Raw genomic sequence first — 12,910 nt, forward strand, 5'->3', positions numbered from 1 at the left:
ATCCCTTACCCCAGATCCTTGAGCTGGATGGTCAGGCGGTATTCAGCGGAATCCGGATCACGGGCCACTGAAAATCCGATTTTCTGTCCCATAGCCACCATGGGGGCATTGTTGGTCAGCACCAGTCCGGACACCACGGACAAGCCGTATTTTTTCGCACTGATCATGGCCTGTTTGAGCAGCACGCTGCCAATGCCTTTGCCGTGCCAGTCATCGGCCACCACCACGGCAAATTCCCCGGTTTTGCCGTCCGGCATAAAAATGATCCTTGCCACCCCGATGAGTTTGCGGGCCTCCCCGTCACCGGCAAAGGCGCACAATGCAATCTCCCGGTCATAGTCGATCTGGCTGAGACGCGCCAGCATGGGCCGGGAAATTCGTTTCAACGGCGAAAAAAACCGCATGAAAATGGTTTCCGGGGACAGATCGGAAAACAGATCGATCATCTGCTGGGCATCTCCGGGCCGCACCGGGCGCATGAAAATCCGTTCGTTGTCCCGGGTGATGAATTCGGATTCCTGCCACCAGGGATAGGGGCTGATGATCAGATGGGCCGGCGCACACACAGCCGGGGCCGCCACGGTCACCGCAATTTCGGAAATATAAATTTCTCCGTCAGCAATCTGGATGGGGTTGAGCGCCAGGGTCTGTATGGCCGGATAGTCTGTGACCATGCGGCTCACCAGAATCATGGTTTCCTCGAGCACGTCAAGATCCACGCCCGCCACATTGCCCCGGCCCAGCAGCAGCCGGGAAATCCGGGTACTTTTGATGGTCCGTTCGGCCAGCATCCGGTTCAGCGGCGGCAAAGCCACGGCCATATCGGAAAGCACTTCGGTCATGAGCCCGCCGATCCCAAACCGGATCACCGGTCCGAACAGGTCCGTGTATTTCGCCGACAGGTTCAGGGCATAGTCGGGCGCCACCCCGGCGGGCAGCGGTTTGATATGAATATCATAGGCCCCTGCCAGATCCGCTGCTGTTTGGGGCGGCAGGTGTGTCTCTCCCCGGGATGCGGCATCATCAATAATCAAAGATGCCGCATCCCGGTCGATCTTCAGGCGTTTGTCCGTGGTATAGGGAATCTGCTGGAGCGCTTCCATGTTCCGGCCGTATTGGTACAGATTGACAAACGCCCGGACCGCCCGTTCCGGTGTGTCATAGGTGACGATGCCGTGCCGGTTGAAGATTTCCCTGGAGTCGTCGATGGTCATCCCCCCCAGCCAGGCGGTAAACACCGGAAACGGGGTGGTCTTTAACAGATCCACCAATGATTTCGCAATGGTGGTGCAGTCATAAATACCCACCGGAGAGCTGAGTAACAGCAGGCCATCGATCTCCGGGGCCTGAATGCAGGTTTTCACCACTTGTACATACTGCTTCGGGGTGGCGGCCCGGAGCAGGGCAATGGGATTGGCCCGGCTCCAGCCGTCCGACAGCAGGGCATCCAGTTTTTCAATGGTGGCTGAATCCAGGGCTGCCGGTTCCAGGCCATGGCGGACCAGGGCATCTCTGGCCATCTCCCCGATCCCTCTGGCATTGGAAACAATGGCCAGGCGGGACCCTTTGGGCCGCTGCTGCTTGGCCAGAAATTCAGCACAGTCGAACAGGGCTTCAAATTCATTGACCCGCAGAATACCGGCCCGTTTAAACGCCGCATCATACATCTGGTCTTCATCCAGATCCCCCGGCCCACTGATTTTTCCGGATCGTCTGGATTTCAGGGCAATGATGGGTTTGATCCGGGACACGGCCCGGGCCGCACTCATGAACCGGCGCATCCGGGTGACGGATTCCACATACATGACAATGGAATCCACATCCGGCAGGGTTCCCAGATAATCGAGCATATCGGAAAAATTCACATCCAGCTTGGAACCTAAGCTCACAAAATGACTGAACCCCACATTTTCCCGGACCGCCAGATCCAGCACGGAGGTGCATACCGCACCGCTCTGGGACAAAAACGCCATGCGCCCCTGCAACGGGGTCTGGTGCATGAAACTGGCATTTAATCCGATTCCGGTATGAATAAACCCCACGGAATCAGGTCCCAGAATCCGCATGCCCGACCGGCCGGCCATGGCTTTGATCTGCTGGAAAACCGCATTCTGCCGGGGAGTGGGCCATACATCACCCGCCGAAAGTATCACTGCCCCGCCCACTTTTTTGGCCACACAGGTTTCCAGAATTTCCGGCACCTGAAGGATGGGAACCGCCACCACAGCCAGGTCCACATCGGCGGGCAGGTCCCGGACATCCGCACACGCATCAATGCCCATCACCGAGGTTCGACCGGGATTCACAGGCAACACCGTTCCCTTAAATTTCCGGGACCCAAGATTGTGCATCACCGTGGCTCCGACGCTTCCCGGCCGGTCAGTGGCACCGATCACGGCCACGGACCCGGGTTCAAACACCCGGTCTAAATTTTCAATGGTCATGGAATTCTTTGATCGTTATATCGTGAAATCAGCTTTTCTGGATTTCCAGCAGTTCCACTTCAAAAATCAATGTGGATCCCGGCTCGATGACGTTTCCGGCACCCTGATCCCCATAGGCCAGATCCGCCGGAACATACAGCATCCATTTGGCGCCGACTTTCATGAGCTGCAACGCTTCGGTCCAGCCTTTGATCACCCCGTTCACGGGAAATTCAGCCGGTTCATTGCGCTGATAGGAAGAATCAAATTCCCGGCCATTGAGCAAAGATCCCCGGTAATGACATTTTACTTTGTCGCTGAGTTTCGGAGACGACCCCGTACCCGGTGTGATCACTTTATACTGAAGTCCGGATTCCAGGGTTTTTACCCCTTTTTTGGTTTTGTTTTCCGCCAGAAACGCTTCACCCGCGACTTTGTTTTCCGCTGCTTTTTTGCTTTGCGCCGCCATCTGCTTTTCCTGGGCCATGGCCTGGAACTCCATCAGGGTTTCCTGCATTTTTTCCGGTGTCATGGATGTCTCTCCTGCCAGGCTGTCTTTCATCCCCTGTAAAAACAGTTCCGGATTGATGTCAAAACTGTCTTTCAACCGATTGGTGATATCATATCCAATGGCATAACTGACCCGGTCATCCGCACTGGCTTTGTGTAATTTGGGTTCCGCTGTTTCTTCACTGGCCCAAACAGAGGCCGGCAGAGCGAACAGGACTGCCGCCAGGATCACAGCCAGATAATGTTTTTTCAATGTCATTTACAAAATTCCTTTTGTTTATAGGATTTTAAAAAATATATTGATATCAGAAATTGCTTCAAATAACAATGCCCGCCATGACGGGTTGTCGGATGTATAAAGTATTTTTATGGCAGAAACATCCGCAACAAAGGCCGGCCTGCGGCATATCCCTTGGAAAAATGGTGATAAACCGCCGGAATACCGGCAAATTTGAGACACGGCGCCGTCCATCGGTACAATGCAGCGGCCCCGTATCGGGACACCCCCAGATCCAGGCGCAGGCCGGCCAGAGACCGGTTATACACAGACAATGCCCGCATTTTTTTCTCCAGAGCCTGACAAATGGCGGCTGCGGCGATCCGGCCGGATCTCACTGCAAAATAGATCCCTTCCCCGAAAACCGATTCGGCAAATCCGGCCGCATCCCCGGCCAGCAGGACCCGTCCGCCCCCCGGGCTTCGGAACCCCCGGCCCCCGCCGGTACCGATGGGGTAGCCTGTGATGTCGGACAATGCATCCGTGCCAAAGCAATCCCGGGCAAAGGCGGCCAGGTTCCGGACCGATACCGGGGTGTGATCATGGCTGAATATTCCGATGTTGATATGCGTTTTTTTAGGAAAGACCCAGTAATAACCGGGCAGGTCCCTGAAAAACGCGAATGCCATGACCACCTGATCCGGCCGGCTCACCTGAACATCGGCTTCCAGACCGTGTATTTTCCGGATCCGGTATGGCCGGGCCTGGCGGTTAAGCAATGCCCGGATCCGTGAATTGGCACCATCCGCCCCGATCACATAGGATGCGGTCAATGGTCCTGCGGAGGTGTGAAGGGTCACGGTCTCTTTTTCCTGAACCAGGGCATGGATGCGGTCAACGATTTGAAACCGGGCGCCGGCGGCCAGGGCCTGATTCAGGCAGAACAGATCCAGATCTTTTCGCTGTGTCATATGGCACAGCGGACGGGTCGCTTTAATGGTGAAAAAAGATCCATCCGGCCGGTGTATCACCATCTTGTTACAGGACCGCTCGATCAGCCCAGAAATATCACAGGCGAAACATGCCGCGGCCTTAGGCGTCAGCCCCCCGGCACAGGCTTTTTTCCGGGGAAAGGATTTCCGGTCCAGCAGAAGCACGGAATACCCGGCGGACGCCAGATCAAATCCCGCAGAAGTTCCGGCCGGTCCGGCCCCGGCAATGATCACGTCATAGGTCATAGGATCCCTTTGACGGCCCGCTGTGCACTGGCCAGGGCCCCTTCAAGATATCCGCCGAAATGATCGGATGTTTCCGTGCCGGCAAAACAGACCCGGCCGTCCCAGATATCGGTTCTGCCGGATGGCGGTTCATACACGGGATGGGCATGGGCGGCCCGCTGGTCGTACTCGGTGGCGGTAAACGGCTCCATGGCCCAGTCCCTGTAAAAAACCGCGGCCGGGTGTTGGGCGTTTTCGCCATACAGAATCTGAAGCTGAAGAAGGATGGCCTGGACCATCTGCTGCCGGTCTCTGCGCTGGGCCGCCGGAATCCCCACAAATCCGGTCAGGCCGAAGGGTTTTCCCGGTCCGTTGGACCCGTCATGCACCTCTCCCAGCGGGCCGTGCTGGCTGAACGCCTGGCCGGACAACCCGATTTTCCGCCAGTCCGCCTGATCGTACAGGGCAAAGAACTTGGCCTGGCCCGCCATCCAGGTGCTGGTCCTGAGCATGGCCTGGGTCAGTTCATGGGACAGATCCGGGGTAAATAAAATCGTGGCCCCGGCCAGGCGGGGCGGTATGGCCAAAATCACCTGATTTGCTCGAAAAACGCTTTGGGGCGGGTCTCCGATTTTTCCCACAAGGACCGCCACATGGTCTGTCATTTTTTCAATGCCGCACACCGGATGGCTCAAGCGCACCACCCCTTCGGGCAAATGTTGATACAGGCCGTTCACCAGCGTGATCATGCCGCCGGATATGCGCCACCCTTCCGGTTCCATGGGATATCCGGGAATGGTTCTGGCATGCCCGTCCACGGCCTGAAACCTGCCGTGACCGGTTTCATACTGGGGGTATCCGGTCAAACCTAAGTTCCGGACCAGCTGGTCTATTTTAGGATTAATGGCCGGCCAGTACCAGGATGGGCCCAGGTCGGGAGAATATCCCTGATACTTTGGACACAGGATTCGGCCGCCCACCCGGTCCCGGGCCTCGAAAATCACAAAGGACCGGTTTGCTTTTGCCAGAAGCGAGGCCGCATATATTCCGCTCAAACCCGCCCCGATGATCAGGGTATCTACTGTTTCAACCGTCATGAGACCGTTGCATATGCCACGGCTTCCTGTGCATGGATCACTGTGGTATCCACCAGTTTTACCAAGGTGTCCTCCTGCTGAATCAGCATCCCGATTTCCGTGCCCCCCAGCAGTCCGATTGTTTTCATATGTTGCTCCGGTTTAAAATATGGATGATCCGCTGTTATACGCCTTTTTTATTCATCATATACGCACAAAACCAAATTTTCAAACATCGATGGTATTTTCACGCTGATCATGACACTAAAAAATTGGACTTTCAAATTTTTCCGTTGAATGATAAAGATATTTTTTTAAAAAATTTGACCCCGGTGCAATATTTCCAAACCATGAAATCCGATACCCTGAAATCCGATCTGCTTCTGCTGCTGGCCGCGTCCATCTGGGGACTGGCATTTGTGGCCCAGCGGGTGGGGATGGAACATGTGGGCCCGTTCACCTTCAACGGGCTCCGGTTTGTGCTGGGGGGTCTGTCTTTGCTGCCGTTTGTGTGGATGTCCAGAAAAAAAATTTATGAAGGCAGTGACAAAGATCTGATAAAATCCGGCATGGTCTCAGGGGTGGTGCTGTTTGCCGGGATCTCTTTTCAACAGGTGGGCATTGTATACACCACAGCCGGCAAAGCCGGGTTCATCACCGGGCTTTATGTGGTAATGGTGCCCATTATCGGCCTGTTTCTGCGGCAGACCCGAACCGGGGCCGGGACCTGGGTGGGGGCTTTGCTGGCCAGCATCGGCATGTACCTGCTCAGCGTCAACCGGGACATGGATATCAATTTCGGGGATATGCTGGTATTTTTTTCCGCCATCTGTTTTGCCTGTCACATGATTGTGATAGAACGGTTCTGCACCCGGTTCAGCACGGCGGCCCTGTCCCTGGTCCAGTGCGGGGTCTGTTCGGTGCTCAGCTTAAGCGTGGCTTGGATATTTGAAACCTTTGTGCTGGCCGATATCTTGAAAATCACCCTCCCGCTGATCTATGGCGGGGTGTTTTCCGTGGGCGTGGCCTATTCCCTGCAGATTTTCGGGCAGAAAAACAGCCCGGCCTCCCATGCCGCCATTATCCTGTGCCTGGAATCCGTGGTGGCGGCCCTGGGCGGATGGATCATCTTACATGAACTTTTGTCCGGTAGGGCTATTTTCGGGTGTGTGCTCATGCTGACCGGAATGCTTGTCTCCCAGCTGTATGCCATTAAAAAAAACAGCCACACAAACGGGTGAAAAATTTTCCAGCACCATTGCCCCGGTCAAACATGCGATTCCCGATTTTGCGGCTGATCCGGCCCTGACATCCCGGTTGACAAAACTTCATGGGCTGTATATATCTTTTTGATATAACCGTGCAGCGTGCGGTGGTGGACTGGGGGAGCCGGGGAGCCGGCTGAGAGGAAACAAACTGCTGTTTCGACCCCTGGAACCTGATCCAGGTCATACTGGCGAAGGAAAGTCGATTCCAATACTTAACTTTCTTTCTTTTTCTGCGGGTTCATCTGCCTGCCCCTTACCCGGCCCGGCTTTTTTTTAACTTGAAGTCACAAAATCCCAAGGGCGGATGGAATGCTCCAGATCACCGACCTGGCAAAATATTATAATGGACAGCCCGTGTTTTCAGGGCTGGACCTGCAGCTGCCCGCCGGCCGGTTCCAGGTGCTGCTCGGACCATCGGGGTGCGGCAAAACCACCTTGTTCAACACCCTTACCGGTGTGACCCCAGCCGATGAAGGGACCATCACCTGGCAGGGGCAAACCGTGCCCCACTTAGGCAGTCTGTGCGCCTATATGCACCAGAAAGATCTGTTGTTGCCCTGGTTTTCACTGATGGACAATGCATTGCTTCCGGCCCGAACCCGGGGCCGGGACATGGCCGGTGCAAGGATTCGGGCAGAAAACCTGTTTTCCCGCCTGGGACTGGACGGATATGAATCCCACCGGCCGAACCAGGTATCGGGCGGCATGCGTCAGCGGTGCGCGCTGGTGAGAACCCTGATGTTTGACCGGGACCTGATCCTGCTGGACGAACCCTTGTCCGCCCTGGACGCCATCACCCGGCAGCGGTTGCAGCATCTGCTGCTGCTGCTCCAGACCGAATTTGCCAAAACCATTCTCATGATCACCCATGATGTGGACGAGGCGTTGCTGCTGGCAGATGACATTTTTGTGTCCAGTTCCCTGCCCATGACCCTTATCCGGCGAATTCAGGTGAATCAGCCCAAACCCCGGGCATTTGACGACCCTGATCTGCTGCATATCAAAGCGGATATTCTGGCGCATCTGGTGAAAGGAGAAGCCGTATGAACCGATCCGGCCTGATTGCCCTGGGGCTGATCACTTTTTTGCTGGCAGGATGGGAAGGTGCGGTCAGAATATGGGCCATCCCGGTATTTATTCTGCCGCCACCATCCCTGATCCTGAAAACCGCCGTGGTCCAGGCCCCGATGATTCTGCCCCATGCCGCAGTCACGGGGACGGAAATCGTTCTGGGCATTGTTCTGGCTTTAACCACGGCCATTCCCCTGGCCATTGCCATGTTTGCCAGACCGGTGCTGGAAAAAGCATTGTCTCCGTTTCTGGTGGCATCCCAGGCCATTCCGGTGTTCGCCCTGGCCCCGCTGCTGGTGATCTGGCTGGGATACGGCATGGCCTCCAAGGTCTTCATGGCCTGGATCATCATCTTTTTTCCCATCACTGTAAGCCTGGTCCAGGGATTGAAATCCTGTGATCCGGAATACCGGACCCTGTTTTCACTCATGGGCGCTTCATTTCTGAAAACCCTGACCCTGCTGTACTGGCCCTGGGCATTGCCCCGGTTTTTTGCCGGTCTCCGGGTGGGGGTGTCCGTGGCCACCATCGGTGCGGTGATCGGCGAATGGGTGGGGGCCCAGCAGGGGCTGGGGTTTCTCATGATCCAGTCCAATGCCAGACTCCAGACTCCTTTGGTGTTTGCCGCCATCCTGTGGCTGGCGGCCATGGGAATGGCTTTATGGACCCTGGTGGGAATACTTGAAAAAAAAATCATCACCTGGAACACTTGAAAAAAAGGAAATAACATTATGAAATCATTTTTTATCCATTTTATCTGTCTGTTTTTCATCCTGGCGGCCGCACCTGATTTATCTGCGGATCAGACGGCCTCCCCGTCTTCTGCAAAACAAACGTTGCGCCTGATGCTGGACTGGTTTCCCAATGTGGATCATCTGCCCGTTTATGTGGCCCGGGAAAAAGGGTTTTTTAACGCCCAGGGAATTTCCGTGGAGATCATTTCCCCGTCGGAAACCGCAGATGCCCTGAAACTGGCCGCCACCGGCAATGTGGACCTGGCTGTATCCTACCAGCCCCAGACCATTATAGCCGCGGACCAGGGTCTGGCCTTAAAAGTGGTGGCGCCCCTGGTCCGGCATCCGTTGACCACGCTTTTGTATCTGGCGGACACAGGTTTTGACCATCCTCAGGATCTGTCCGGCAAAAAAATCGGCTATACCGTGCCCGGGCTCATGGATGTGCTGCTTCACGCCTTTGCATCCATCAACAAGATTGACGATTACACCCCCGTGAATGTGGGATTCACCATTCTGCCGGCCCTGGTATCCGGCCAGGTGGATGCGGTCATGGGGCCGTTCAAGACCTATGAAACCGTGGGTATGGCCCAGCACGGCTACAAAGCCGCATTTTTCGAGCTGGAAAAATGGGGGATCCCGGATTATGAAGAACTGATCTTTGTTTGCAGTCCTGCCATACTGAAAGAAAAACAGGATGCCATCAAAGGATTTGTTCTGGCCATGGAACAGGCATTTGCGCATGTGGCGGCATATCCGGAACAATCTTTGGCCCTGTATCTGGATGCCGTGCCCCAGGCGGACAAAAAAATGGAAACCGACGCCTTTGCGTTGACCCGGCCCTATTTTGCAACCACCCTGGGCCATGATCCGGACAAATGGCAGGCGTTTGCCGATTTCGCCCGGACCCACGGGCTTATTCAGAACCAGGTGGATGCCGCCCGTTTGATTCACACCTGGCAGTAACCAAAAACAATGGAAAATAATGGTGCTGCTGGATTTTTACCGCGAAGGCCACGAAGATGGTATGTGATGAAATTTCGAATCAAATGATAATTGATCGTTTCGTTCTATGATCCTTCGTGCGCTTCGTGCCCTTTGTGGTGTAATAAATCAGTATATGGGACATCATTAAACCATGAAACAAGGAGGAAATATGACCATCACCCCGAAAACCATATTTACCGATGTTCAGGCCATTCGAAAGACCTCTCCGCTGGTGCACAACATCACCAATTTCGTGGTCATGAACAACACGGCCAACGCATTGCTGGCACTGGGGGCTTCCCCGGTGATGGCCCATGCCGAACAGGAAGTGGCGGACATGACCGGCATTGCCGGCGCCCTGGTGATCAACATCGGCACATTGAGCGATCCATGGATTGCGGCCATGTTTCTGGCCGCACAGGCTGCATCCGACAAACAGATTCCCATGGTGCTGGACCCGGTGGGGGCCGGCGCCACGGCCTACCGCACAGACACGGCAAAAAAACTCATGCATCAGTTCAAACCCGGTATCATCCGAGGCAATGGGTCGGAAATCATGGCTTTAGGCAGTCAAAATGCCGTCACCAAGGGCGTGGACAGTGCCAGTGCCGCAGACCTGGCCGTGGATACGGCCAAAGGGCTCAGCCGGGAACACGGCAGTGTCTTGTGCATCACCGGAGAAACCGATTATATCATCAAAACCAATGACGTGATCAAAATCAAAAGCGGTCACGCCATGATGCCCCGGGTCACGGGCTTAGGATGTACGGCCTCGGCCTTGTGCGGGGCGTTTGCCGCGGTCAATGCAAATTTGGTTCAGGCGACGGCCCATGCCATGGCCGTCATGGGGATTGCCGGAGAAATCGCCGGCCGGAACGCAGCCGGCCCCGGCAGCTTTCAGGTGCAGTTTCTGGATGCCCTGTACCGGCTGTCTGAATCCGATATCCAGCAGCATTTCAAGGCGTAATCCCATGCACGGCATATATCTTGTCACCGACCAGACTCTGTGCCTGGGCAGGCCCCTGGCATCCATTGTGGCGGATGCGGTCCGGGCCGGGATCGCCTGTGTACAGCTGCGGGAAAAAACCGCATCCACCCGAAAATTTCTGAATCAGGCCCTGGCCCTGAAACCGGTTCTTGCATCCGCCGGCATTCCGTTGATCATCAATGACCGGGTGGACATCGCCCTGGCTGCCGGGGCCGACGGGGTGCATCTGGGCCAGAGCGATATGCCGTATGATGCGGCCCGGCGGTTGATGGGATCCAACGCAATCATCGGGTTGTCCGTGGAAACCTGGGCGGATGTGGAAGCGGCCCAGAACCTGGATGTGGCGTATCTGGGGGTCAGCCCGGTCTTTGCCACCCCCACCAAAACCGACACCCGGTCCCCCTGGGGCCTGGACGGTCTGGCCCGGATCCGGGCGTATTCCCGGCATTCTCTGGTGGCCATCGGCGGATTGAATGCAGCCAATGCAAAAGAGATCATCCGGGCCGGGGCCGATGCCGTGGCCGTGGTGTCCGCCATCTGCTCGGCCGAAGATCCCTTTACAGCGGCCCGGAATCTGGCACACTGTTTTGATTCATCCACAGACAAGGAGACCTGACCATGAAAACCTATCATCGGGCACTGACCATTGCCGGATCCGACAGCGGGGGCGGGGCCGGGATCCAGGCGGACCTGAAAACCTTTTCAGCCCTGGGGTGTTTCGGCATGTCGGTCATCACGGCCCTCACGGCCCAGAACACCCGGGAAGTGACCGGGATTTTTCCGGTTCCTTCGGAATTCATCGGACAGCAGATCGATGCGGTGCTTTCGGATATCGGCACAGATGCCGTGAAAATCGGCATGCTCCATTCTCCGGAAGTGATCAATATTGTGGCCCAACACCTGAAAAAATGGGGTATCCCCAACCTGGTGCTGGATCCGGTCATGGTGGCCAAAAGCGGCGACAAACTGCTCCAGGACGATGCCGTGACCGCTTTAAAGCAGACCTTGATTCCCCTGGCAAACATCATCACCCCGAACCTGCCGGAAGCGTCCGTGCTGCTGGGCCGGCCCGTCATCTCCCGGACCGACATGGACACCGCAGTCCGGGACCTGGCGGATCTGGGATGCCCCCATGTCCTGCTCAAAGGCGGCCACCTGGAAGAGACCGGGAGCCATGATCTGCTGTTTTCAACCGACACCGGCCGGTTGCGTGAGCTGCCCGGAAAACGGGTGTCAACCCCCAATTCCCACGGCACGGGATGTACTTTGTCTTCAGCCATCTGCGCCGGACTGGCCCGGGGCATGGATATGGAAGACGCTGTGGCCCAGGCCAAAACCTATATCACCGCAGCCCTGACGGCCGGGGCTGATTTTTCCATCGGACACGGTCACGGGCCGGTGCACCATTTCCACGCGCTCTGGCCTGACCCGTGATGCGCATCAAAAAAACAACTCCTGTGTTGACATGACCCAATGCCTGGTTTTATAAGATGGTATTTGCATTTTGATGAGGTGACATATGATTGCATATTTTGACGGCCGGTTCATGCCAAAAGACGATATTTGCATTCGTCCGGATGACCGGGGGTTTTTGTTCAGCGACAGCCTGTATGAAGTGATCCGGTACTATCCGGGCCGACTGTTCCGGCCGGAGGCCCATATCCGTCGCCTGAATCACGGGGCAAGGCATCTGGCGCTTTCCTGTAAGGACTTTTCTTTTCTGATTCCTGTGGTCCGGGATCTGATTTCCCAAAATCATCTTGAATCCCAGGATGCGCTGGTCTATATCCATGTGACCCGGGGGTGTGCCCCGCGCAATCATCCGTTTCCGGTCCCGGACCCGGAACCCACGCTATATGTGTGTGTGTCCCCATTTGATCCGAGCGCCAGAGAACGTTCAAGACATACGGGTATTCATGCCATCACCGTGCCTGATATCCGGTGGTCCCGGTGTGACATGAAAACCACGGGGTTGACCGCCAATGTGCTGGCCAATCAACAGGCCGCTGAAAACGGGGCGGCTGAAGCCATTTTTGTCCGGGACGGGGTATTGATGGAAGGGACCCACTCCAATTTCATGGCCGTGTTTGACAATATTGTGACCACGGCGCCTCTGTCCAATTATATCCTGGGAGGTATTACCAGAGAAACCGTGCTGGAAATTTGCCAAAAATCAGATATCCTGACGTCAGAATCCCCCATATATGAAAACCGAATTCATCTGGCATCGGAACTGATGATCACCGGAACCACCACGGAAGTCACCCCCATTGTGGCGCTCAACGGCCGGCCCGTGGGAAACGGCAAGCCCGGTCCGACAGCCAGAGCGCTTCAGGCCGCCTATGCAGATCTCACTTCCCTTTGATGCTTTGATGTTGACTTATCCATCTGTCTCTTTTATATATAACAGGCATTGGAA

At 55.8% G+C, this 12,910-nt stretch carries 13 protein-coding genes and 1 riboswitch; of the genes, 8 read left to right on the forward strand and 5 right to left on the reverse strand.

The window, feature by feature from the left end; translation table 11 throughout:
• Positions 1–5: 5 nt before the first annotated feature.
• The 5 genes from K365_RS0121815 to K365_RS29185 all read right to left on the reverse strand — a co-directional run bounded on the left by K365_RS0121815 (position 6) and on the right by K365_RS29185 (position 5,592).
• Positions 6–2,444 carry a bifunctional acetate--CoA ligase family protein/GNAT family N-acetyltransferase gene (locus K365_RS0121815; RefSeq protein ID WP_006967662.1) on the reverse strand — a complete coding sequence of 813 codons (2,439 nt, stop codon included), beginning with the start codon at positions 2,442–2,444 and terminating at the stop codon, positions 6–8.
• 28 nt (positions 2,445–2,472) lie between these two features.
• On the reverse strand, positions 2,473–3,192 hold the full coding sequence (gene bamJ / locus K365_RS0121820; protein ID WP_024336306.1) for a BamJ family beta-barrel-assembly machinery protein: 720 nt from the start codon (positions 3,190–3,192) through the stop codon (positions 2,473–2,475).
• Between the two features lie 107 nt (positions 3,193–3,299).
• Positions 3,300–4,388, reverse strand: coding sequence for a geranylgeranyl reductase family protein (locus tag K365_RS0121825; protein WP_024336307.1), 1,089 nt, complete (start codon positions 4,386–4,388; stop codon positions 3,300–3,302).
• A complete protein-coding gene (locus tag K365_RS0121830) occupies positions 4,385–5,464 on the reverse strand; it encodes a flavin monoamine oxidase family protein (protein ID WP_024336308.1) in 1,080 nt (359 codons plus the stop codon). The genes K365_RS0121825 and K365_RS0121830 overlap by 4 nt, the downstream gene beginning before the upstream one ends.
• Positions 5,461–5,592, reverse strand: coding sequence for a hypothetical protein (locus K365_RS29185; protein WP_006967666.1), 132 nt, complete (start codon positions 5,590–5,592; stop codon positions 5,461–5,463). Before K365_RS29185 ends, K365_RS0121830 begins: the two co-directional genes overlap by 4 nt.
• Before the next feature lie 201 nt (positions 5,593–5,793).
• Here K365_RS29185 and K365_RS0121840 point away from each other — a divergent pair, with 201 nt between their 5' ends.
• The 8 genes from K365_RS0121840 (at position 5,794) to K365_RS0121880 (ending at position 12,856) form a co-directional block, all read left to right on the forward strand.
• Positions 5,794–6,684 (forward strand): DMT family transporter, encoded by an 891-nt coding sequence (locus K365_RS0121840; protein WP_245569240.1) that lies wholly within the window; start codon positions 5,794–5,796, stop codon positions 6,682–6,684.
• 131 nt (positions 6,685–6,815) lie between these two features.
• A riboswitch (TPP riboswitch) is annotated at positions 6,816–6,925 on the forward strand.
• Positions 6,926–7,020: 95 nt separating this feature from the next.
• A complete protein-coding gene (locus K365_RS0121850; protein ID WP_024336310.1) occupies positions 7,021–7,758 on the forward strand; it encodes an ABC transporter ATP-binding protein in 738 nt (245 codons plus the stop codon).
• A complete protein-coding gene (locus K365_RS0121855; protein ID WP_024336311.1) occupies positions 7,755–8,495 on the forward strand; it encodes an ABC transporter permease in 741 nt (246 codons plus the stop codon). The genes K365_RS0121850 and K365_RS0121855 overlap by 4 nt, the downstream gene beginning before the upstream one ends.
• 18 nt (positions 8,496–8,513) lie before the next feature.
• Positions 8,514–9,482: an ABC transporter substrate-binding protein gene (locus K365_RS0121860; RefSeq protein WP_024336312.1), complete on the forward strand. Its 969-nt coding sequence runs from the start codon at positions 8,514–8,516 to the stop codon at positions 9,480–9,482.
• 190 nt (positions 9,483–9,672) lie between these two features.
• The gene (gene thiM / locus K365_RS0121865) at positions 9,673–10,470 is read left to right on the forward strand and encodes a hydroxyethylthiazole kinase (RefSeq protein WP_006967679.1); all 798 of its coding nucleotides are present in this window, start codon (positions 9,673–9,675) and stop codon (positions 10,468–10,470) included.
• 4 nt (positions 10,471–10,474) lie between these two features.
• Positions 10,475–11,107: a thiamine phosphate synthase gene (gene thiE, locus K365_RS0121870; RefSeq protein WP_034625208.1), complete on the forward strand. Its 633-nt coding sequence runs from the start codon at positions 10,475–10,477 to the stop codon at positions 11,105–11,107.
• Between the two features lie 2 nt (positions 11,108–11,109).
• Complete coding sequence (thiD, locus tag K365_RS0121875; RefSeq protein ID WP_024336313.1) at positions 11,110–11,925, forward strand: bifunctional hydroxymethylpyrimidine kinase/phosphomethylpyrimidine kinase; 816 nt, start codon at positions 11,110–11,112, stop codon at positions 11,923–11,925.
• Between the two features lie 85 nt (positions 11,926–12,010).
• Positions 12,011–12,856 (forward strand): aminotransferase class IV, encoded by an 846-nt coding sequence (locus tag K365_RS0121880; RefSeq protein ID WP_006967682.1) that lies wholly within the window; start codon positions 12,011–12,013, stop codon positions 12,854–12,856.
• Positions 12,857–12,910: the final 54 nt, after the last annotated feature.

Source organism: Desulfotignum balticum DSM 7044 (genome assembly GCF_000421285.1).
GTDB lineage: Bacteria > Desulfobacterota > Desulfobacteria > Desulfobacterales > Desulfobacteraceae > Desulfotignum > Desulfotignum balticum.